At 52.4% G+C, this 21,274-nt stretch carries 18 protein-coding genes; 9 read left to right on the top strand and 9 right to left on the bottom strand.

The genetic code is table 11. The features are described 5' to 3' along the window. Positions 1-123 precede the first annotated feature (123 nt). Entirely contained in the window at positions 124-699 is a 576-nt protein-coding gene (locus ACQKP2_RS13630; protein ID WP_427577127.1) for a hypothetical protein, read from the top strand. An 80-nt stretch (positions 700-779) separates the two neighbouring features. Here ACQKP2_RS13630 and ACQKP2_RS13625 read toward each other — a convergent pair whose 3' ends face one another. Together ACQKP2_RS13625 and ACQKP2_RS13620 are read right to left on the bottom strand one after the other, a co-directional pair. Further along, positions 780-1,595: an energy transducer TonB gene (locus tag ACQKP2_RS13625; protein ID WP_427577126.1), complete on the bottom strand. Its 816-nt coding sequence runs from the start codon at positions 1,593-1,595 to the stop codon at positions 780-782. A 337-nt stretch (positions 1,596-1,932) separates the two neighbouring features. Continuing rightward, positions 1,933-2,667, bottom strand: a complete 735-nt coding sequence (locus tag ACQKP2_RS13620; RefSeq protein ID WP_427577125.1) for a TonB C-terminal domain-containing protein — start codon at positions 2,665-2,667, stop codon at positions 1,933-1,935. A 355-nt stretch (positions 2,668-3,022) separates the two neighbouring features. On the opposite strand from ACQKP2_RS13620, the gene ACQKP2_RS13615 reads away from it, so the two are divergent. After that, a complete protein-coding gene (locus ACQKP2_RS13615) occupies positions 3,023-3,883 on the top strand; it encodes a prepilin-type N-terminal cleavage/methylation domain-containing protein (RefSeq protein ID WP_427577123.1) in 861 nt (286 codons plus the stop codon). Further along, positions 3,870-4,898: an Ig-like domain-containing protein gene (locus ACQKP2_RS13610; RefSeq protein WP_427577121.1), complete on the top strand. Its 1,029-nt coding sequence runs from the start codon at positions 3,870-3,872 to the stop codon at positions 4,896-4,898. Before ACQKP2_RS13615 ends, ACQKP2_RS13610 begins: the two co-directional genes overlap by 14 nt. A 41-nt stretch (positions 4,899-4,939) precedes the next feature. Here the strand turns inward: ACQKP2_RS13610 and ACQKP2_RS13605 are convergent, their stop codons facing one another. Further along, positions 4,940-5,908 (bottom strand): site-specific integrase, encoded by a 969-nt coding sequence (locus tag ACQKP2_RS13605; RefSeq protein ID WP_427577119.1) that lies wholly within the window; start codon positions 5,906-5,908, stop codon positions 4,940-4,942. A gap of 181 nt (positions 5,909-6,089) precedes the next feature. On the opposite strand from ACQKP2_RS13605, the gene ACQKP2_RS13600 reads away from it, so the two are divergent. Next, a complete protein-coding gene (locus ACQKP2_RS13600) occupies positions 6,090-7,112 on the top strand; it encodes a DNA-binding protein (RefSeq protein WP_427577118.1) in 1,023 nt (340 codons plus the stop codon). A gap of 128 nt (positions 7,113-7,240) precedes the next feature. Here the strand turns inward: ACQKP2_RS13600 and ACQKP2_RS13595 are convergent, their stop codons facing one another. From ACQKP2_RS13595 to ACQKP2_RS13585, 3 genes are all read right to left on the bottom strand, one after another. Then, on the bottom strand, positions 7,241-9,007 hold the full coding sequence (locus tag ACQKP2_RS13595; RefSeq protein WP_427577117.1) for a zinc-ribbon domain-containing protein: 1,767 nt from the start codon (positions 9,005-9,007) through the stop codon (positions 7,241-7,243). 184 nt (positions 9,008-9,191) lie between these two features. Continuing rightward, positions 9,192-10,073, bottom strand: coding sequence for a prepilin peptidase (locus tag ACQKP2_RS13590; RefSeq protein ID WP_427577116.1), 882 nt, complete (start codon positions 10,071-10,073; stop codon positions 9,192-9,194). A gap of 20 nt (positions 10,074-10,093) precedes the next feature. Continuing rightward, positions 10,094-10,498 carry a response regulator gene (locus ACQKP2_RS13585; RefSeq protein ID WP_427577115.1) on the bottom strand — a complete coding sequence of 135 codons (405 nt, stop codon included), beginning with the start codon at positions 10,496-10,498 and terminating at the stop codon, positions 10,094-10,096. A gap of 579 nt (positions 10,499-11,077) precedes the next feature. Here ACQKP2_RS13585 and ACQKP2_RS13580 point away from each other — a divergent pair. From ACQKP2_RS13580 to ACQKP2_RS13570, 3 genes are all read left to right on the top strand, one after another. Next, positions 11,078-13,648 (top strand): autotransporter outer membrane beta-barrel domain-containing protein, encoded by a 2,571-nt coding sequence (locus ACQKP2_RS13580; RefSeq protein ID WP_427577113.1) that lies wholly within the window; start codon positions 11,078-11,080, stop codon positions 13,646-13,648. 132 nt (positions 13,649-13,780) lie between these two features. Then, positions 13,781-14,584, top strand: coding sequence for an alpha/beta fold hydrolase (locus ACQKP2_RS13575; RefSeq protein WP_427577112.1), 804 nt, complete (start codon positions 13,781-13,783; stop codon positions 14,582-14,584). Positions 14,585-14,801: 217 nt separating this feature from the next. Next, entirely contained in the window at positions 14,802-16,208 is a 1,407-nt protein-coding gene (locus tag ACQKP2_RS13570; protein WP_427577111.1) for a site-specific integrase, read from the top strand. A gap of 188 nt (positions 16,209-16,396) precedes the next feature. Here ACQKP2_RS13570 and ACQKP2_RS13565 read toward each other — a convergent pair whose 3' ends face one another. Continuing rightward, on the bottom strand, positions 16,397-16,624 hold the full coding sequence (locus ACQKP2_RS13565) for a hypothetical protein (RefSeq protein WP_427577110.1): 228 nt from the start codon (positions 16,622-16,624) through the stop codon (positions 16,397-16,399). A 204-nt stretch (positions 16,625-16,828) separates the two neighbouring features. On the opposite strand from ACQKP2_RS13565, the gene ACQKP2_RS13560 reads away from it, so the two are divergent. Both ACQKP2_RS13560 and ACQKP2_RS13555 read left to right on the top strand, forming a co-directional pair. Then, positions 16,829-17,800, top strand: coding sequence for a hypothetical protein (locus ACQKP2_RS13560; protein ID WP_427577109.1), 972 nt, complete (start codon positions 16,829-16,831; stop codon positions 17,798-17,800). A 934-nt stretch (positions 17,801-18,734) separates the two neighbouring features. Then, on the top strand, positions 18,735-19,496 hold the full coding sequence (locus tag ACQKP2_RS13555) for a hypothetical protein (protein WP_427577108.1): 762 nt from the start codon (positions 18,735-18,737) through the stop codon (positions 19,494-19,496). A 399-nt stretch (positions 19,497-19,895) separates the two neighbouring features. On the opposite strand, the gene ACQKP2_RS13550 is transcribed toward ACQKP2_RS13555, so the two are convergent. Further along, positions 19,896-20,660, bottom strand: a complete 765-nt coding sequence (locus ACQKP2_RS13550; protein ID WP_427577107.1) for a hypothetical protein — start codon at positions 20,658-20,660, stop codon at positions 19,896-19,898. Between the two features lie 313 nt (positions 20,661-20,973). Beyond that, positions 20,974-21,222, bottom strand: coding sequence for a protease inhibitor I42 family protein (locus ACQKP2_RS13545; protein WP_427577128.1), 249 nt, complete (start codon positions 21,220-21,222; stop codon positions 20,974-20,976). Positions 21,223-21,274 lie beyond the last annotated feature (52 nt).

Below are 21,274 nucleotides of genomic sequence, written 5' to 3'. Positions count from 1 at the left end.
TTGCAGCACCAAAATCCATTGAGCTTCGATGTTTCGAAGCATCACCTTTCGAACACTCTCATAGCCTGCAAATCGTAATAAACGACCGATTGGAGTCGGCTATACAAGGCAAGGATGCATTGAATGCTTGATATTTTGCATGCTGAAAAACTGCAGAAAATGACCGCTAGGCGCAAAGAAATACTCGAACAACTCACATCAAACGAACAATACAGGGATAGTCCAGTGCTGGCCTTTGGTCCCCATGATCCGTTCGATGTAACGCCCGCAACATGCGATACCTGCTACTCGACAGCAAAAATTCAGAGCGCCATATCTGGCAAAAATAAACCGCGTTGGACCGTCACTTGTACCTCATGTGGAAAGCATGTTGCGCAGCCTCAGAAGGACCGATGGATGGCAGCACTGGCGTGGAACGGGATAAACCTCACGACTCAGAGTTACAGATCTCTGCCACTGTTTGATCTTGCACACTTAACGCCGGCAAGGGCCAAGGAGAAAATCGCAAAGATCCGTGAGGTCCTGGTTCTTCGAATCAGCCTTTGCGCAGTTGAGCGAGCTATCGCTGAGATGAGTGATTCTAAATCGAAGCCCGGTAGGATGTTTCAACAACGCTTGGACGCATATTTGAAGTGGGCAATGCATGCCCACCGGTTGATAAAATCAGCGAGGGCGGGCGAGGGAGTGGATGAGGCCTAGCACAACGAACCGGCTATCCCGTATTAGGGCTGAACTGGTCGACCGCGCATGATCCCGCTAGAACGGTGCCAAGGAGCTTCTTAGAAGTCCAACGTGCGTTCCTTGTACAGCCGTCTGAATGTGTCATCGGACACTTGACTGATTTCGGGCACCTTCTGAACAGCCATGATTGCGTTGATTGCAGACTGGTCAAATTGTTTGTTGCCGCTCGATTTGATCACCTTAGCGGATTTCAAGCGCCCATCTCTCTCCATCGTTATGTTGACACGAACGGATGCACCGTCATGCGCGCCTTCAGGGCGATGCCATTGTGAAACGATCTTCTGGACCAATATCTCATCAACATTTTCAAGAAATGGCGGCTTCTTTGTTGGTGCATTTTCAATCGTCGCTGAAGCATCACCCCGGATGACGACCATTTTCGGTGAGGGAGACGCCGGCAGTGTCACTGGGCTCGCAAGAGCGAGAATTGTGTCATCCGATGCAAGGTTTGCTGTATCGGTCAGCGGCTGAGAACGGAGTAACCCCGGGCCTGGGTCGCGGGACTCAGAATCAGGCTGCGGCTCAGAGTTTGTTTTTTTGGCGTCGACTGCTGACTCATCGGCAGATTTTTCTCCAAGCGTTGCACGCGTGTCGTCACCCGTAGTCGCGGAAGCCGGCTCAGATTCAAACGCAGCATTGTCAGCGGCAGAGGGTTTTGCTCCACGATCAGGGTCCAGCAGGGGTAATATCGCGAGCTGATTGTTCGTCAGCTGGTCGAGCAGCTTTTGTTGCGCTTCAAGCTTAGCCTCAACCTCGGTGCGGAGACTCTCCGACCGTACAATCGCGACACTGGACAGGGCTATCAGCACCGCCGCAACTGAGCACAATAACAACGCAATCTGCTTTTGATTCACCAGGGGCACCTCTTCTGAACGTGCAGACAGGGTAGCGGCCACCTCCGGCTTTCAAAATCCAAAATGGGGTCTAGATTTTCCGGTCGCCACCTTCCGATTCAGACTGGTGATTGCGCGACGGCCCGCAGTATTGAATGGCTCACTCACTGAGGCGTGGAATAGACATGGTCAAGATTTATGTCGGCTCACGCGAGGCTGTACCAAGCATTCCTGCGGAACTGTGAGCGCTTGGCCACGAGTCGAGACAGTAGAGGTCGAAGAGTCACTATTCGCAGGCAGCCACCTCAAAGGGGCTGCCGGTTAGAACCCTACTGACATCTGAGCGCGCTGAGCAAGATTACATTTGGAACGTGATGCGACGCTGCTGCAGGTACTTAGCCCAGATCAGTTTGGATACTGTACCCATTTCTGGAATCCTCCCCAGGTCTGCAACAGCTTTCAGAATCGACTGGTCTACATCATTAACGCCACTGGTAGAAGCGATAACTGCATTCGTGATGGTTCCATCCATGGCGAAGAACACATCGAGGTCAGCTTTCGATCCGGTCACCGCGGTGCCGGGGCGTATCCATCGCTGATGAAGGCGGTTAGCTACCAACTTGTCGAAATTTTCCGCGCCTTTCTTCTCTGCTGCCTCTGCCTGCAACGCTGCCTCAGCCTGGGCGTCAGCGATTTTTTTCTGGCCCTCATTTTTCTCCGCATCGATAGCGTCTTTCGCTGATTGGTAGGCAGTCACCTGGCGAGCCAATTGGGCCACTTCAGCCATTTCCTTGTCGATTTTGTTCAACGCCTGGTCGAGACGCTTCTGCTCAGACTGAACGGTGGCAGCATCAGCACTTGCCTGGACTGAACTGGCCTCGATCCTAAGAATCCGATCATGCTGGTTCTGCCATTGCTCATCTAGGCTGTTGGCGGCGCTCATAGCCTTGTATGCAGCATAAAGAGCGACAAATGACGTGCCGGCCAGGATGGCCAGCGCAACAAGAAAGACGGTGACCAACGTGGTTCTCTTAACGTTGACCGTCATGTCTTCTTCAGCTGACTCAACTGAATCGATGAGTGTTTTCTGCATAGCTATCCATCAACCTTCGTGAATTCACGCCACTTCATAGGCGGCAGGCGATATGCCTAACGCGCTCATTGTGTTCACCGAGGTTCGCGGAGGCCATTCAAAATGGGGCCTAAAAATTCAATGGACTAGCCGCCATACCCTGCTGCCCAGCACCTGACCCTCGCCTTCCAAATGTTTTCGCTAGCAATTCAAAACATCGGGGTGGGGCTCAGCCCTATGCAAAAGGTTTTGAGCAGTGGATAGGAGAAATTCGCAGGCGTGGAAAAAACAGCCCACGTTTTGGTTTGCTGTACGGGGAGGGGCTTGCAAGCATAAATGACCTAAATCCGCTCATGGGTCATAAAGGCTATTCAGTATGGCAGGACGCATCAAACAACGAGGCTTCACCCTCGTCGAATTGGCAATCGCACTTGCCATTGCATCTACGGTCGCGATTTTGGCTTCACCGAGCTACGTCGAGGAACTCAACGATCGCCGGGCGAACGTCACCATCCAGGAAACGCAGACCATCCTCGACGCAGCACGCGCTTACCGTGTTCAAACAGGGCAGTGGCCGGACACCGGCACATGCGCGAACGCGATGACTGTTCTGAAGGGCACCACGCCACCGCTCCTAGCCGGGGTCGGTACGGTGAACAAGTACAACGCTCCGATTTCGACATCCTGTACCGCATCGACGTTCAGTGTTGACCAGAACATCGTGAAGGATTGGGACTCCGTTGTCGCGAACGGCCTGCCGGCCACCCAAGTTACTGATGCGGTTGCTCACACCATTCGTTCAACAGTGGGCATCCCGGGCAGTGAACCTGCTTTAGACGACAAGCTATCGCGAACTGCTCAAGCCAACGTTGAGTTGAACACCATGCGCACTGACATCCGCATGGCAAACAACAGCATCACCGGTGCGAATAATCTCGACACTGTGTCTGTCTCCGCGAGCGGCCAAGTTACTGCAGGAGCGCTGGGCGTTAACGGCCGTGCTGTCCTTGGCGAGTTTATCCAACTAACCGCCACCGCTACTGAAGGTACAGGTTGTACCACCGCGGGCCTTGCCAGCCGGACCACCAGCGGACAGCCCCTTACCTGTCAAGGCGGGATCTGGGTCAAGTCCGTTAGCTGGAACACTGGCGCAGTTTCATCAGGTGCGGGATGCGGTAACTATCCAAAGGGCTCAATGGGTTTTGATGCAGCGGGGAAACTGTATGTTTGCAAATGAGAACAGTACTTCAGGGATTGCCCGGAATGTAGGATTCGCTGCGTACCTAAAATTAATGTCTGTGGCGCTATTTGTAATTATGGTGCCGCTGAATGCGTCAGCCGCATGGAAAGAAATTCGAACATCCGCAGCCGGTAGAAATGGTTGGGTAAATCTAGTCTGTGATAGCAATGCCTCTGGCTGGAACTCCTGCGAGCTAGATCTTGTCATTAAACTTACCGCCACGCCCGCTCAACTTGTGGCCATTGGAGAACAGTCAACCATTAACGCTACTGTAACCGATGCATACGGCGACCCGGTTGAAGCTGGCGTTAAGATCACCTGGACCTCCACAGATGGTACGGTGAGTGCGCCTGTTACACTGACTGATGCAAATGGTAATACCTCAGTCATACTTACATCGTCACACACTATCGGCGGAACCACCATTACCGCTTCCTCCACGGATTATGGTGGATCGGGCTCAATTTATGTGCCCTTCACAGACAAATTAGTACCGTATCCATCCGCTTATACTACCTGGGCAGACTACGGATCGGTTTACAGTTGCTCAGGCTGGTCACCAGATCCTTCGACTGTTCCTGCAGGCACATGGTTTACTCAATGGTCCAATTGTTGGCAGACGCAAATCCAGTACCGGCAAGACCGGGTTCAGAGCGTGGTAACAGGTGCAATCACCAATACAGGTGCGCCAGTCGCACTATTTCAAGCAATTGTTGTGAGCATCTCACAGGCGAACGTCGGAACTCTTGTTACCGGCCCTGTGTGTTTGTACACAGGTAATAGTTATATCGGTGATAAATCAGCATGCCGTGGAGGCGGTGAATCGAACCCTCGCTCCGGGGTATATCTGAACGGGGTATCGTTAACTAACCGAATACCCGATATCAACGGTTCCCCTGCGGCAATCTATAATGGCTTAACTTATTACGCAGGTGCTGAAATGACTCGGCAAAATATTTCGTGCGCAGGCGACTTGGGGGTCGTAATTTTTTATCAGATCTGTCACGACTAAGAGATTTAAACTTTAGAAACCCGCACAATGGTGCGGGTTTTTTATTTTTCGCCCTTAATAGTCTCAACACCATAATCATTACCAACTTTCGGAACTTTGGTAAACCGACCAAAGCCTGGTTCCGCATCTATATATCGCATCGCTGACTTAATGTCTTTCCAGCCCACATAACTCATCAACGACTTCAAGTCCCAACCCGCTTGATGTGCCCAAGAGGCGAACCCACGACGCAAGGAATGGCTGGTGTAGAGGTCTGCGTCGATCCCCGCACGCCCGAGTGCCTGACGCAGCAACGGAATGATACTGTTGGCGTGCAGACCCTCCTCACTCAGATGCCCCCAGCGATTTATGCCACGAAACACCGGCCCGCGCACCAGCGCGGCTTCGCTGATCCAATCGATGTACGCCTGCACCGGGCACAAGCGCTGCAATGCCGGAGTCTGGTAGGTCTGGCCGAGGTTTTCGCGGTCACTCTTGCTGCGCGGCAAGTACAGGGTGATGCCCGCGCCGACAGTAGCCTGCACGTACTCGATCTGCAAGCGGCATAACTCGTCGCTGCGGAAACCGCGCCAAAACCCCAACAGAATTAATGCCGTATCTCGCCTGGCTCGCAACAACCCTGGTCGGTCCCCTTGAGCCCAGGCGGTTTGTGCTTCTTGTGTGAGCCAACTGATCACCTGCTCAAGGTGCTCCAGATGTAATGGCACTGCCTGCTTCTCCTGAGCTGGGTGCAGGGCACGGATACCCTTGAACACCTTGCGCACAATCGGTGCCTTCGTCGGATCGGGAAAGCCCTGGCTGTTATGCCACTGCGCCAGCGCCGTCAGGCGCAGTTTCAAGGTATTGAGCGACAACTCATTGGCATAGGCGACCAAGTAACGCGCCACGCTGTCACTGGTGGCCGGCAGAAAGCCTTTCCAGGTCCCCTCAAAATGCTCAATGGCCGCCCGATAGCTGCGACGCGTGTTATCGCGGGTTGCGGCCTGCAGGTAACGATCCAGATCACTCATGGGGTCAAGTCTCGAATGAATGCGTACTGAAAAACGGGTGAAAAATCGAAAAATAGGGTATAGGGCGGGGTATTCCCAGTATATCCCGCGATAGAAATGGTCTCCATTTTAATTTTAAAATCTCATGGTACGATGTGTACTATCACAGTACATACCACACCACGAAATTGAAGGAGATACAATGGCCCGGGGCGGTGTAAACAAGGCAATAGTGCAAGCGGCACGCTTGGCGATCCTCGCCCGCGGCGAAAACCCCAGCATCGATGCTGTACGGATCGAGATGGGCAACACCGGTTCGAAAACCACGATTCATCGCTACCTCAAGGAGCTCGATGACAGCATCGTGCGCGAGGAATCCGAACCGATGGAGCCGATCAACGACGAGCTGATGGCGCTGGTTTCGCGGCTGGCCCAGCGCTTGAAAGAGCAGGCGCAAGAGCCTGTGGACCAGGCGCGCGAGCAGTTCGAGCAGCAACGCGAGGTGCTGGAGGCGCAGTTGGGGGACGCCCAGAAAGCCAACACCGAACTGCATCAGCAGTACGAGATTCAAAGCCTGGCGCTGACCCAGGAGTCCCAGGCGCTGCACGACACACGGGGCATATTACAGAGTGAACAGACCCGCAATGCCGGCCTGAACCAGGCATTGGCCGATTCCGAATTACGCTTGAAGGACAAGGACGAGCAGATCCGCTCCCTGGAAGAAAAGCATCTGCATGCGCGTGACGCGCTGGAGCACTACCGCAACGCGGTCAAGGAGCAGCGCGAGCAGGAGCAGCGTCGTCATGAGGGTCAGGTGCAGCAGCTGCAGATGGAGCTGCGGCAGGCGCAGCAAAGCGCGCTGGTGCGCCAGGATGAAATCACTCAATTGCACCGCGACAATGAGCGCCTGCTGACCGAAAACCGCGGCACCTTGCGCGAGTTGAGCGTGCTGCAGGAGCAGCTCAAGCAAAGCAACCGCCGTCAGGATCAACTACTGGAACAAGCCACCCGCATCGACAATGAGCGCACACACCTTCAGGAGGGTCTACGGATGGCCCTACTGGACAGCCAGTCGTTGAAGCAGAACCTCGACGAGCAGATGCAACTCAACAAATCACTGGACACTGAACTGGCAAGGGCCCTGACCAGCCTGGAGGAAAGCCTGCGCCTGGCCACTGCCGTTGCGGCAGTGCCAGACGCGAAACTGGAACCGAAAGTCGATTGACCTGCGATGGAATTAGCGCGGGCGACAGCTCGCGGGAACAGCCGACACGGGCATTGGGAAAGCAGCAACAACGCGATAATGGTTGTGCTCAGGCCAGACCATACCCACCTTGGCAATGCACCGCATGCTCAGCGCATAGATTCTTGAGCCATGCTCCGCAGCAGACCTGCTGCCTTCTTCGCATCATTCATAGACAGGATGGCGTCATACAGCATGATCGTGCTTGCGCAAGCGATTGCAGGGTCATGTGAAAATTTTTCAGGGGCTGAAATGACCTCCACTGAGCGACGGTCCTTTTTCATCATCGCCAAGAGAATGCCCTGGAATTCTTTGGTGTACGTCGAGAAGGGCTGGGCCTTCATCGGGTTCGCCGCCGTTTGCTTGATCACGTCCGTTAGGGCCGCCAAATCCTCGTTGGTAAGATCCTTCGGGACCTTGGACATAAGGTCAGGTGTTGGGATTTTATTGTTCAAGCCAATGAAGGCTACACATTGGTCTGCGTTGGTCCTACCCAAATATTTCATTTCTTCGACCTGCGAGCGCCAGTATCGGATCAGCGCCTGGTCCGGAGCACGATTCAGGTAGCTCGGCACGATAGATGTCGAGATCAGCACATGGATATCTGACTGAACTTCAGCCATTGAACGGCCGGCCTGCACACCATCAACCACCGTCTTTCTCAGCTTGGCGTAGTTGCTCGCATCGTAGGTCGACAACGCAGCATATACAGGCGACAGCAGCAGCGACTTTTCGATCGAATTGGCGTCCCGCCAATCCGAAACACCCGATAGCCCGTAATAACGAGAGTCGACCACCGAGGTGATGATGTTTTGCTGCGTTAATTCGTCAACAGTCGGGAACCACATGTCCGAAGGGCTGGTGGAGGTTGCCTTCAAAATGAATTGAGAGGTTGCTCCTACACGTGTCAACGCCTTCTTGAAACTGGCGTTAACGTTCAGGTCGTCACTTACCCTGGCCCCGTTCACCGAGGCGCTGTGAAAGCCAATCTGCCCCTGCTCCCCTATGTAGCGCTCACGGCCTGCGAGAAATGCCAAGGCACACGCACTGGCGCAGCTCGTGCGGGTATAGGTAATGAGCTTGCGGTCAGCGATCAAGCTGGCCAGCTTATCGGCCTCTGCAACTCGTCCGCCGGCACTGTTCAAGTAAATGACTCTGACCGTCGGGGAGGTATCAAGGATGTTTCGGACAGCATCCGTGGTACCGATGGGAATGCCACCAGATACCTCTAACTCAGTGTTGTTGCGCATCAGGCGCAGCGAGTACGGAGGGACTTTGTCCGTACCACTGACCATATCGATCCCTTCGCGGATTAGCGGGAGATCGTTGATGAAAAAACCAGAAAGCAGACGCAATGCACCAAGGCAAACCATCACCTGGGCCGTTACTGCCCAAAATCGCTTACCGCCGCGCGAAACGTGAGCCGACGCTGATCGCATCACTCCAACGAGCTGCCAAATTGACGCCGCTAAGTAAAAAGCGCAGAAGGCCAAAAGCAGGGTGCCTTGCTGCTGGGTGCGTAAATGAAGGGAATCACTGAGCGCGACGAAGGTAACAGACAACAAGCCCAAGAAGGCTGCAAGCAGGAATCCGAACAACCAATACGCGATACCAAGCGAGTACCCGCCACGCCAGTGCTTGGCGATGAAATTGTACGACCGTGGTTCGCGAGACTGCTTAGCTGTCGCCCCCTGAAAGACTGGGTCATTACCCTGAAAATTCTCAGGGCCTGGAGGAGATTGATCCGTTTGGGAGAACCCTTCAGTTAAACCGTCAGTTGCCTGCGCTTTTGTGACTGGTTGTCCGCATTTGAAGCAGTAGTTTGCGTCTGCCGCGTTTGATGTTCCGCACTTTGTGCAATAGAACGTTCCTTCCATCCTTCTATCCTCTGGAGGCAGTGATACGTCAACCGTAACGACTATTCGACACCCAAACGCATGGCCATCCGCTGGTCTGAAAGAAGCAGTAGGGCTATGAAAAGCGGGTTGAAGGTCGTCATTTGAATACACGAATGCCTTGTGCGTATCGATCAACAAATGCCGACACAAGGCGGCTGTGGGCTCACTTAAAGAACGCTTCGTCTATGCGGATTCCCTTTGCATGGGCGTACCAAGCGTAAAGGTCATGCCCAAAGAAAAGCGCCACCAACCCAGCGACAATGATAAAGGGGCCGAACGGGTAGGGCTCATCCCGCCGCCGCCCTAAGATGACCCCAAAAATAGCCGCCGCAATCGATGACAAAAGGAAAATGACTGGCAACATTTGCCATCCAAGCCAGGCACCAAACAAGGCCATGACTTTGTAGTCGCCAGCACCCATGGCAGTTCGACCAGCCACTTTGGAATAGAGCCAAGCGGGGAGAGCAAATGACAAGTACCCGGTGACGACCCCAATGAAGGAGCTCTCAAGGCTCGTTACCATCCCCAAATAGCTAGCCAATAATCCCAGCCAGATCCAAGGTTGAACAATGGAGTCGGGAAGAAATTGGTGGTCAATATCGATCATGGCCAAGGCAACGCATGCCCAGACTAAAAGCAGCACGGCAAAACACGGTACCCCATAACCGAATTTGAACGCGACAGCCGCAGATATAAGCCCAATCGCCAATTCCACAAGTGGGTAACGCACAGAGATTGAATCGCTACATGAAGAACAGCGGCCACGAAGGAGAACCCAGCTCACTACCGGGATATTCTCCCATGGCCTGACCTGGTGATTGCACTTAGGACACCTTGAGCGAGGCACCGCGAGATTGAAGACGCCAGACTGGGTTTCTAATTCCAAATCCAAAATTTCGGCTGCCTGTTGCCGCCATTCTCGCTCCATCATCATCGGCAGGCGATGTATGACGACGTTAAGAAAACTCCCCACGACAAGGCCAAGTAATCCAATGGTGCCAATGAAGAAAGCAGGGTAGTGCACCAGTACATCAGAGAGCGGCATGCGCAGTCCTCGAAGAATAATCAGCTATGGGCAGCGGCGGTCTGTGGCTCAGTTACCAAAACTCCAATTTGAATGGCCATATTGCGCAACGCTTCAACTGTGATCGGCTTCACCAGATAGCCCGAAGCTCCTGCCTGCTGCGCATGGAATTTATCTGCAGGTGTTTTTCTGCTGGATAACACGATGATGGGCATGCGGCCGTTACCCTCTTCAGCATCCCGAATTTCACTGATGAGCGAGATTCCATTTTTCCAATCGTTAAGGTTCAAGTCGACAATCAGAAGAGACGGGCGAAAGGACACCAGTGCCTTGGACATGTCGTCGACGTTGAAGACTGCGTGGACCTCGTCGAACAATTCACTCGCACATTTCTGTGCCAGGTACGAGTCCGTGGGTGAGTCTTCAACGATCAAGACTTTGCTCATTTGGAAATCCTTATAAGGCCGTGGCCAGTTGAAAGCCTGGACTTCCAGGCTCGATCGATTCGCAGATCGGCTCAAACACAAGTGCCCCCAAGGGCCTTACCTCTCTGTGCGGACAAAGGGTATCCGAACCAAGGTTTACGGCGTAGCGAAATGGCGACCCGAATTTCCCTAGGGTGCAGGCAATCAATTTCGGTTAATTCAAGCCAGGAAGACCAAATGTAGGGCCGTATAAAAAAGAGGAGGAGGGCTAATGCTTTAACTCAACCTGCCGATAACGCCCGTGGAATTAAATTTCGGATCTGTTCCCAGCCTAACTCTCGGTGAACGAGCTCAAAAAGGGAAAACCGTGTTTTTTTCTTTGGCGACAGACGGTAGCTGTGGTAAATGCCTGCGGCTGCCTCTGAACCACAAAAAACATAAAACACCTACGCAAATCAACGATTTGGCGTTTCTGGAAAATAGGTGGCACTTTGACTTGGAAAGCCATTTAGCGCCGTTATGATCTTGAGCGCTAAGGCTTAAAAGGCATTCGATCCAGACCTTTGGCCAGAAAATCAATCGATAAAGGAATAGCACCAAGTGAGCACTAACACCCTGCGCAAAACCCTGCTGGCCATCGCAATTTCTGCTGCTACAAGCCCTGCGTTCGCTGTTATAGCGCCACCACTTAACGCTGATGTCAGCGGCACGTCATGGCCAGGTTATGAGCTGGGTAATTACTCAAGCGTGACCCTGAGTGGCTACGCCACTCGCCTACCTGGAAATGATGGCGTCATTTTTTTCGGCACTAATGTCATTGGCGATCTCACAAACAACGCAAACATCACGGCGAACGGTCCACTTGCGACTGGTCTCGGCTTCGCGTCTTCGATTGACGGCAGCACGGTTACGCCGACCACTATTGGCGGTGACCTCGTCAACAACGCCAATATGTCTATCACCGGTGCCGGTAGCGCGGGCATCAGCGCTGGTGGCTTAATTGTTGGCGGCAGCGTGATCAACAACAGTGCCATTTCCGTAACTGGCATCACAGATCCAAGCATCGATTTGCCCCCGCAAGCACTTTACCTTTACAACTCGCACGTCGCCGGCGACCTGACCAACAATGGCACCATCAACGCTACTGGTAAGGATGCCCAGGGCGTTGCAGTTGAATCGTCCAATGGCGCAACTGGTAACTCCCGCAGCAACATTGGTGGGAGCGTGAACAACAAAGGCACCATTAACATCAACGGTGAAAATGCTCTGGGCCTTTCTCTGAGCAATGTAAACCTCGGACACGACATCGTTAACCAAGGCAACATCTTGGCATCGGGGAAAAATGCTAACGGCATCGTTCTCGATCGCACCGCGTTCAACTCGCTTAACAACACTGGCAATATCGCTGCCTCCGGCGAAAACGCTGTCGCAATCCGCGTGGCCAACTCTGAAAGCACCAACGGTATTGTGAACACTGGTGTCATCGCTTCCACCGGCACAGCAATCAACATTGATAACTCGGGCGTTCCTGGCGCTGCGGACGTCATCATCCACCAAAATGGCGGTGCGATTTCAGGTGGCGACGCGTCGATCAACGGCAATCATCAAGCCCAATTGCAATGGACCGGTGGCGTAATCACCGGTGACATGAAGGGCATGAAGCTCGTGCAAATTTCTGGCAACGGTACCTTTAACGGCAGCCAGATCGACGCACTGTTGGTAGATGTGAAAACCAACACCCTGTACATGGCCGCCGATGCCAGCCGCATTACCGGTGACCTCGCTGTGCAGAACGGCGGTAGCCTGCAGGTCCGTCTGCGCGATGTCACTAGCACCACCACGCCGATCGTGACAGTAAACGGCAAAGCTAGCTTTGCCGCTGGCAGCAAAATTGGTGTGACTGCGACCCCAGGTGACTTCACCGACGCTAGTGCGGGCAAAACCTACGTACTTGTTAAAGCTGGCTCCATTGAAAACAGTGGCCTGACTGTTGTCAGCAACTCTGCGTTGATCAACATCTCGGGCTTTAAAGTCGACGGCCAAACCGTAACCGCGACAGTCAAAGGCTTGAACGGCTCCGAAGCTGGTGACGAGATCGTGAAGCACGGCGCAACGAGCAACGCGGTTAACGCAATGACCCCATTCACTGATTCAGTGTTGAGCAAACTGAGCGCCAATGACATCGTCTTCCAAGCGTTCACCAGCGCAAACGGCGCCGACCTGGCCAAGCTTGCCGAGCAACTGGCGCCTGTCGTAAACGGTGGCACAACACAAGCTGCCGTTACCGGTCAAAGCATGATTTCCAGTGCGCTGAGCGGTCGCTCCGAACAAATTCGCGGCCAATCCTCCGGTGACGTGCTGACCGAAACTGGTGTCTGGATGAAAGGCCTGTACTCGGATGCTGATCAGTCCGATCGCAACGGCGTGGCTGGCTACAACGCATACACCGGCGGTTTTATCCTCGGTGCAGACGGCAAGTTGAATGCTGAAACTACCGTCGGTGTTGCGTTCAGCCACCTGGACACCACCGTCAACTCTGAGTCGAGCAACACCGACGTATCGTCGAACCTGCTGACTGCCTACGGTAGCTGGGCCCGCGGTCCGATTTTTGTGGATGCGAGCGTGACCTATGGCAAGGCGGATAACGACTCCAAACGCCAGGTCGCTTCCACCACTGCGAAGGGCGATTACGACAGCGATATGCTGGGCTTGAACGTCCTGGGTGGCTACACCTTCAACCTCGATCACGGCGTCTTGGTTGAGCCTCGTGCAGCCCTGCGTTACACCGATCTCAAAATCGATGGCTACACCGAGAAAGGTTCGAGCGCAGCTCTGAGCGTTGGTAGCCAGCGCCTGCAGGTGGGCGAAGCTGGTGCCGGTGTGCGTGTTGCCAAAGACTTCCCAGTTGGTAACGGCACGTTGAAGCCTCAAGCGACCTTGATGGCCTATCACGACTTCATTGGTGACAAGTCCAACAGCACCAGCACCTTCACCCTGGGTGGCAACCCGTTCGTGACTTCCGGCGCAACTCAGGCACGTGACAGCTACGAGTTGGGCCTGGGTATGGACTACAGCATCGGCGCTGTAACTGTCGGGGCTTCTTACACCTACCTGGATAAAACCGACTTTCGAGCTGATACCTTTGCAGCCAAAATCCGCTATGACTTCTAAAGCGGGCTTGGTGTAAACGAAGGCGGTCTGATCATCCCAGACCGCCTTTTTTCTTGGCCCAAATCCCGGTAAATACGTCAGACGTAGAATGCCGAGAGCAAGCCGGGAATGGCGCTCAACAGGAATTGAACTATGTACCGATTGTTCATCGCGGGTTTCATGGCCGCATCCCTTTTTGGATGTGCAGGCTCAATGGATCTGCACAAACTGTCCAGTGGTACCGCGTTTAGGCTCGAAACGCTCAAGACGCCGGAGTACACCTTACAAGCCATGGTTCCCCCACCGGGAGCCTACAAACATTTGAGGGTGTACATAGAAGGGGACGGCCATGCATGGGCAACAAGCAGCCAGCCAAGCACCGACCCAACCCCTCACACGTCCTTGATGGCTTCCTTTGCGGCAGCCGATCCAACACCGGCAGCATACTTGGCCAGGCCATGTCAGTTCGTCATGTCTCCAAGCTGCAGCGTGTCCACCTGGACCTCTGACCGATTCAGTTCCAATGTCATGGCCTCAATGGACGCAGCGCTCGATGCTCTGAAGCGTGAGTTCGGTGTTGAACAGTTTGAGCTGGTAGGGCATTCGGGTGGCGGGGCGGTTGCGTTGGTCCTGGCCGGCATGCGAGACGACGTAAGTCAGGTCCAAACTCTCGCAGGGAATGTTGATCCGGTCTATTGGACAGAACTCAATAATCTGTCAGCGTTGAACAACCCGATAACGCCGCTCCAATATAAGGAGCGACTCAAGACCATCCCGCAAAGATTATTTGTAGGATCGAGAGACCTGATAGTACCGCCAGCTGTATCCAGCGAGTACGTCTCAAAATTATGTGGCAAGTGCATTGAGATATCGTCAATCAACGCTGACCATCAAAATGGTTACCAGGCAGCGTGGCTTTCGATTGCAAGCCAGCCAGTGGAGTGCAAAGAAAATTAGATGGAGGTATTCTAAAAGCTCGACATGATTATGAATTAACTCAACTAAATACACATTTGAATGAGTGAAATTAATTTCTTAATCAGGCGAAAAAATGAGTAAGTGAGTGGCATGAATATGAGTAATATTCGATAATGGGTAGAACCGTATTTTACAGGTCCCTCGAAAGCCGGGTAGAATTTCCCTGCTTTTCACAAAACCCGAAAACGGAAATTTCATGGCCAACCTGATTCCTTTGTTTGAATCGCATGACCGATTCCTTGAGCTGAACCACAACAACCTGTCTCAAGAACAGCCTGTGGTCATCAGTTACCTGGAATCCTTCCCTGAAGATCTTTGCGCCATCAATGGCTATCGTGCAGTCAGAAGCTTTTTGCGCTCTTATAAAGACAATCAAGCGACTTACAATTCATATCGCACCCATGTTGAACGATTGCTGTTATGGACGCTCCTGGTTTGCAAGAAGCCAATCCTCGAAATGACTCGCCAGGATGGCGAACGCTTCATGGAATTTTGCATCAAACCACCTGCAGATTGGATCGGTCCGGTTGTTAAGGCTCGCTATCAGCGTGTTGGCGGTCGAACCGCTAAACCTACCGATACCTATACGATTAATCCTGTGTGGCGTCCATTCTTCCTGACAGTCAAGAAGCCTGTCCTAAAGCTCGCAATGGAGCAAAACAAAGAGCCTGACGTCAAGCCCTACAAGATGAAACAGGACTCAATCGCCCAGATTTTTGCCGTGTGCGGGAGCTTCTTTCAGTGGGCAGCTGACGAAGGCCTCTCCAACAACGCCAATCCGATCCGCGCCATTAAGCAAAAATCAAAGTACAAGCAACGGGTTGTGGCCGATGAGAAAGCAAAGTCGCTGACAGCGCTACAGTGGAGTTTCGTACTAGAGACAGCCAAATTAATGGCTGATCAAGCATCAACCGAATTGCAAGCAGCCCAAGCAGAAGCAAATGAAAACGTAGAAGAGCTAGACAAAGCAGGCAAAAAGGCCCTGAAGGCCAAACTAAAGCGTCTTGAAAACAAACTCAAAGTTTGCGAACGCACCCTCTTCATTATTGCCACCATCTATTCCATGTACCTTCGCGTGTCCGACGTGGTTGGTCGTGATAACTGGGAGCCTATGATGAGTGACTTCCGCAAGGACGATCACGGGAACTGGTGGTTCCATGTCATTGGTAAAGGCAACAAATCGGCCAAGATCAGTGTAAAGGACGAATACATGAACGTCTGGATGGCCCGCTACAGACGTTTCCTCAATCTGACACCAGCGCCCTACCCTGACGATTCCGCGCCGCTCCTGCAGTCTCTCAAGGGACGAGCAGGTTTGTCAGAGGGCCATATAAGGAGTTTGGTTCAGGAAGTCTTCGACAAAGCGTTGGAGCGCATGAAGGCTGACGATTTTCCTGATGACGACATCAAGAACCTGCGCTCGGCCTCGCTTCACTGGCTCCGTCACACCTCCGCGACAGCGGATGCAAAGGTTCGCGATCATAAGGATCTCCAGGCTGACTTACGCCACCAGAGCTTGGCCACCACGGTCGACACGTACTACAACAGCCGGGATGATGAACGTCACCGTTCAAACAAGAATCTCAGTATTGAAGATCGATAAGTGTCATCAGCTCAACTTAAGTTGAGCTGACTTCAGACTCGATGGTGATTGGTATTCTACCGCGCACACGGCTCAGCTCAAACGATATTGCTCTTGCAACAAAGCACGCCTACCAGTTTAAGCCGCAGTCAGTCAGTGAAAACAAAGAGGAGGACATCACGCTCTCCTCTGCATTACCTTTAATCCTATCAGTGACAGTGATCTCTAAAATATTTGTCCAACGCGTATTGGGCACCAATTCCACCGACCTTTCCTAGCAATAGCGTAGCAACACCAACCACAAGCGGCGTGATGGTCGCCTTGTTTCTGCACATGAATTCATTATCGATCGCCAAAGCATTAAGCGATGTATCGTCACTCATAGCCTTGTCGATGTCTTTCTTTAGCGATTCTATCGTCTCATCTGAAAGTTGCATTCTGGATCTCCACCTTCGATCGAAGGAAGCTTGGCGCTCCCAGAAATTGAGAGCACAGCAGAAAGACGATAGAACGGGATTACAAAGCCTGCCTATTCGCTCCCAAATCCTTCGAGTGACAGACGGTCTAGCGATTTTGTAGGTGGCTACTAGACTGCCATCACAGACGAATTCGTCCTAAAATAACACTCAAGGGAGCTCATCATGTCCGCCGTGCTAGATGCATCTGAAGAAGACGCAAGACTACAAACATTGGATTTCTATTTGGAAACCTTGCGTGAGTCAGGAAGAATGATGACCGCAAGCACTCCTTTCAACATCATCGTGCAAGGTGACTCGTGGACAAACTATCTCCCAGGAAACGATCTGGTTAAATCGCTGAGGCGCATTGGCTATATGATCAGGAATTTCGGGACTGGTGGCGACACACTTGAAAATATGCTCTACGGTAGCAAATATAATAATAGTTGGGTGAGGCAACCATGTGAACACCCTGAGGTGTTGGAAGCTGTTAAAAATGAAAAACCTAAATTTTTTATTTTTTCAGGATGTGGTAATGATATCGCTGGTGACGAATTCGCATCATACCTTAACCATAAAGATTCAAATGAAGGTCGACTTTTAGGTGTCCTTCGCACCGACTATTCTAACTACATGATCAACACAGTATTTCGGAATGGTTATGAAAAAATGATTACCACTGTACTCGCCGCGTCGGAAAAAACGCAGATTTTGATACATGGCTACGGTTACGCGGTCCCGACCGGCTTAGGAGTTATCAACCTTGTTGGCAAACACATAATAGGCCCTTGGCTCAGGCCAGCTTTAGTCAGCAAGGGAATAACTAACCCAAAAGAACAGTGGGGCATAGTTAAAAAGCAAGTAGATACGTTCAATGAAATGCTTGCAAGCCTGGCAGTAAAATACGCTGGGAAAGTTCACCATATAGATCTTAGAAATGAGATTCACCCAACAGACTGGGTGAATGAGTTACATCTGAATCGTGCAGGCTTTACCAAAGCCGCAGGATTTTTCGACGAAAAAATGCGGGAGAAGACCTTGCAGGCAGATTTGCCCAACCTCATGGCTAGCCTAGCGGCAAACAAAGCGGCGATCCAAGACTTCCTTGATGGCAAAAAGGACGCAGAGATGGAGAATTTTCTTTCTCAGCCTTGAATTGCCTTGTATTGGGTGCGGCGATCACGCCGCACCCTGACCTTCAATCACAGTTAGCCCGTGCATTGGTACAGTGGCGGTACATCCATTGGACGGGACCATCTTGCCTAGATTCATCCCCGCATAGAGCACGAGCCGAAGCGACAATACCCATGCCGGTTCGCTAATCCCGCGCCTGTGAGAACAGAAAATTTTCGCACAAACATTCTAGCCTGATGCACCTCTAGCAATCATCGCCCCGGGGCAATCGCCGAGTACGGTTTTTAGCGGTATCCGACACAAATCGCCTTGATAGGCGAAACACATGCCAGTTTCGTACTTGCACGACCTAATGCACGTAAGAGCGGTTCAAGGGTAGTCGCGTACAGCGTGTCGTCTGTCTGCTTAAGAAACTCCAGAATACCGAGGAACCGAGACGACCTGATTGGCACAATCAAAACGTCTAGTGTCCAGCCACGGTAAAAAGTGACTAGCGAACCCTTCTCGTGAAAAGTCAGCTCATAATAGTCTTCATTCTCAGCATCGATCGATCCTTCCGCCAACGAGTAGCTTGCGAACCCTCCCTCCTCTCCAACGAATTTTTTGACCAGCTTGGTAAGCTCACACACGTCTCGAACAAGCGGAGAGCGTTTGTACATAGGCATTGGAGTTCCTCAGGTATTTTTGGTGAGGCCAGTGTCGCGAGGATTGCACTGTGGCACGACCCATAAATGTGATGGGAACAGTGGCGAATGTGTGCTGGGAAATTCCACTCCACTTGAGCACCCGTTTGCATTCGACTTGGCCAGTCGGTTACATCGGATTTGACCAGCACTCTGGGTTGCCTTCTCTGGCAAAAGTCGGCCCATGACTGTTGTTGCCGAAAGGTAGCAATTGACCACACCCGTCTCACTGCACGTTACAATCAGAATAATTTCGCTCGTGGACGACGTAGATGGACGATGCCCAACAAGATATCGAACGATTGAAGAACATGGTCGACACGGCCCGACAGGAGATCGAACTCGCGGTTATGTTCCATGAAACCTGGCGACCAGCGGCATATGACACCGGCCTTCACGATCGTATCGGTACTTCCTATGCGGCACATGCCTTTCAGATCATTCGGTTGTCGCTGCGTCGTGAGTTATTACTGGCGCTCACACGCCTATGGGATAGCAACAAACAGGCTGTGAGGATGAGTCTGATCGCAGATCGTCTGCGTGACCCGATATTCTTTGAAGCCTTGGTTCAGTTCAGGGCCCGGCGCACGAGTCTTCGCTCCAAGTTCGCACCGGAAGCCATGAGAAAATCACTCACGCCACAACGGGATCAGATACTGAACTTGATCAACAAATACAGCGAAGGTGGCACAGCTTCTGAAGTTCTGAAGAAGCTAAGGATGTTACGCCACCAGCATCTGGCGCACCGGCAATTGCCTAATGCACCGATAGCAGTGGCGGGATCGGATACCATAGGGCAACAGGGCGAGGAAGCTGAGCCGGTTGTTTGGGCGACCGATAACGAGATTGAGGCCTTCTATCAAGACAACCTGGATATCATCCGGCTACTGTTGAGTTTGGTCCAAGGTCTGGCCTATGACTTGTCGGAAGCCACCAAAGTCTACAAACATCACGCGAAATACTTCTGGGCTTCTGCCCGGGGTGAGCGCACCGAGGGGCATCCCGATTATCGTCCGCCGCTTTTGGGCTCCTGATAAGAGGTATGCCGGGATTCTGCAATTGCAGTTTGATCACAAGGCTCTTGGCCTCCAGCACCCTGCAAATGAAGGCCATATAATGCGCTGGCGAACTCCGATGCAAACCACAGGTCAAGTCGAATGCAAACGGTTTGTAAAGTCCATGCAATTAAGATTGTGCCGCATAAATCTGCACCCTACCAATGGGCTTCGGGTATCAACAAAGGCCTGGGTTCGAGCCTAGGCATTATCACTGTCCAGCACACTCCTCCCACTTTAGTGATTGGATGAAGAAGTTCTCTTCATCCGTGCACTCCTTGCCGTTTCAGGCTGAAAATGCCGGGCCTACACCAAAACATCAATCGGACATTACACGTTGAGCCGCTGTCCTTTTGAAGTACCTGGTATGTTGTAGAACTATCGCCGCTGCGTTTTGTTCTGGTACAGAGATGTGGTTACGCTACCGTTGTCCCCAGTTAGGATTGCTCCATTTTGGTGTGGTGCGAATGGCCAATTACTGTTCACGATTGGTTTGGCTTGAATCCGCACCGAATAGAGCGCACTTGTGTCCAAGGTAATGCCCTGAGTGAGATCTATAACCCCACGCAAACGATAGTTTGGATTCTGAACCTCGGTGCTGAATGCAAATGCAAGGGGGTACGTTTTGAAGGCCGAGATCCAAAGCGTCTCGTAAGATGTGCCGAACTCAGTGTGATGTAAGTCACTAAGCATCCCCTGGCGGCTGAATGGATAGAGCCACATGTGAAATCGCAGCTCCGGGTGAAGGCCGAAACTCTCCTGCAGCACAAACCGTCTCAAATGCCGAATCATCCTGTGGCGGTAACGAGCTTTATCATCCAACGCAATCAAGTGCCCGGCGACGGCGCGAGCAACCCTGTTGATGTTCACACCATTGAGTTGAAATGGTTCCACCATTGGGTATCGACCCTTCTCCAAAGCCGCTGATGCGGTCTTGTAGACATCGATCAGCGCCGGATCAAGCTCGGAACCCAACACGCGGTTATTGCAGTCTGCGCATAGCGTAGCCTTCACCACTCCATTCTGGGCAAGGAATGTGGTCCTGTGGCCGCGTGAGTTTGGATCGATCCTTTTGAGAATTTTGGTGACGCGCCGCTGACCAGGCCTTACCAGTCCACGTGGAAACAGGTGGTCCTCAGTCATAAGAGTACGTTTAAGGCAAAGGTTGCATCGTCTAGTGGAGGCCAACTGGAAAGTGCTCATGATTGAATGTTGTGGTGCGAATCAGCTGGTGGCCGTAGAGGCCCCGTAAGCGTCCCGCTAAGCAAACGAGTATCGCTGATTGTGTTCGCGCTGTGACCTCAGAACCGCTAACACTACTGCGGCCCTTCTATCAACAATTCAACACGATGCACGCTACGGACACAAATACCGGAAATAATGTCCATCTGGCACATTAAGTCGTGAGAGCTCTAGGGTTCCAACAATGGCTGATAGAAGTCAGCAGATCCTGTTGTTATTTCTGGCTTCGATTCGAGTTCAACTGGATAGTCAACGTAATCGAACGCCGATTGATAGGTTCTCCGCCCCAGGGTCGGGCTAGTTCTGCAAAAAATTTGTACGTCCCTGTGTGGGACGAAATTAGGTAAAAGTGATGTTTCCCCGAACCACCGATTGAATTGTCTGCTAGCTCGAATCTATCAGCATCGAGTTTGATTTCCTCAGGCAGTCCAAGCAAACGCCAGCGGTAGCCTGTAGTCGGCATCTCCTCAAACGTAAGGCAGCACACCGCAAGGCCGTCCTGCAGCCCTACGGTA

The organism is Pseudomonas sp. NPDC089569 (genome assembly GCF_050280625.1).
Taxonomy (GTDB): domain Bacteria; phylum Pseudomonadota; class Gammaproteobacteria; order Pseudomonadales; family Pseudomonadaceae; genus Aquipseudomonas.
This window is presented reverse-complemented; position numbering and strand designations above follow the sequence as displayed.

Excerpts from the sequence above, each read along its gene's own strand:
- ACQKP2_RS13630 (WP_427577127.1), top strand. The coding sequence starts at position 124 with ATGCTTGATATTTTGCATGCTGAAAAACTGCAGAAAATGACCGCTAGG.
- ACQKP2_RS13620 (WP_427577125.1), bottom strand. The coding sequence starts at position 2,667 with ATGCAGAAAACACTCATCGATTCAGTTGAGTCAGCTGAAGAAGACATG.
- ACQKP2_RS13615 (WP_427577123.1), top strand. The coding sequence starts at position 3,023 with ATGGCAGGACGCATCAAACAACGAGGCTTCACCCTCGTCGAATTGGCA.
- ACQKP2_RS13610 (WP_427577121.1), top strand. The coding sequence starts at position 3,870 with ATGTTTGCAAATGAGAACAGTACTTCAGGGATTGCCCGGAATGTAGGA.
- ACQKP2_RS13605 (WP_427577119.1), bottom strand. The coding sequence starts at position 5,908 with ATGAGTGATCTGGATCGTTACCTGCAGGCCGCAACCCGCGATAACACG.
- ACQKP2_RS13600 (WP_427577118.1), top strand. The coding sequence starts at position 6,090 with ATGGCCCGGGGCGGTGTAAACAAGGCAATAGTGCAAGCGGCACGCTTG.
- ACQKP2_RS13595 (WP_427577117.1), bottom strand. The coding sequence starts at position 9,007 with ATGGAAGGAACGTTCTATTGCACAAAGTGCGGAACATCAAACGCGGCA.
- ACQKP2_RS13590 (WP_427577116.1), bottom strand. The coding sequence starts at position 10,073 with ATGCCGCTCTCTGATGTACTGGTGCACTACCCTGCTTTCTTCATTGGC.
- ACQKP2_RS13585 (WP_427577115.1), bottom strand. The coding sequence starts at position 10,498 with ATGAGCAAAGTCTTGATCGTTGAAGACTCACCCACGGACTCGTACCTG.
- ACQKP2_RS13575 (WP_427577112.1), top strand. The coding sequence starts at position 13,781 with ATGTACCGATTGTTCATCGCGGGTTTCATGGCCGCATCCCTTTTTGGA.
- ACQKP2_RS13570 (WP_427577111.1), top strand. The coding sequence starts at position 14,802 with ATGGCCAACCTGATTCCTTTGTTTGAATCGCATGACCGATTCCTTGAG.
- ACQKP2_RS13565 (WP_427577110.1), bottom strand. The coding sequence starts at position 16,624 with ATGCAACTTTCAGATGAGACGATAGAATCGCTAAAGAAAGACATCGAC.
- ACQKP2_RS13560 (WP_427577109.1), top strand. The coding sequence starts at position 16,829 with ATGTCCGCCGTGCTAGATGCATCTGAAGAAGACGCAAGACTACAAACA.
- ACQKP2_RS13555 (WP_427577108.1), top strand. The coding sequence starts at position 18,735 with ATGGACGATGCCCAACAAGATATCGAACGATTGAAGAACATGGTCGAC.
- ACQKP2_RS13550 (WP_427577107.1), bottom strand. The coding sequence starts at position 20,660 with ATGACTGAGGACCACCTGTTTCCACGTGGACTGGTAAGGCCTGGTCAG.
- ACQKP2_RS13545 (WP_427577128.1), bottom strand. The coding sequence starts at position 21,222 with ATGCCGACTACAGGCTACCGCTGGCGTTTGCTTGGACTGCCTGAGGAA.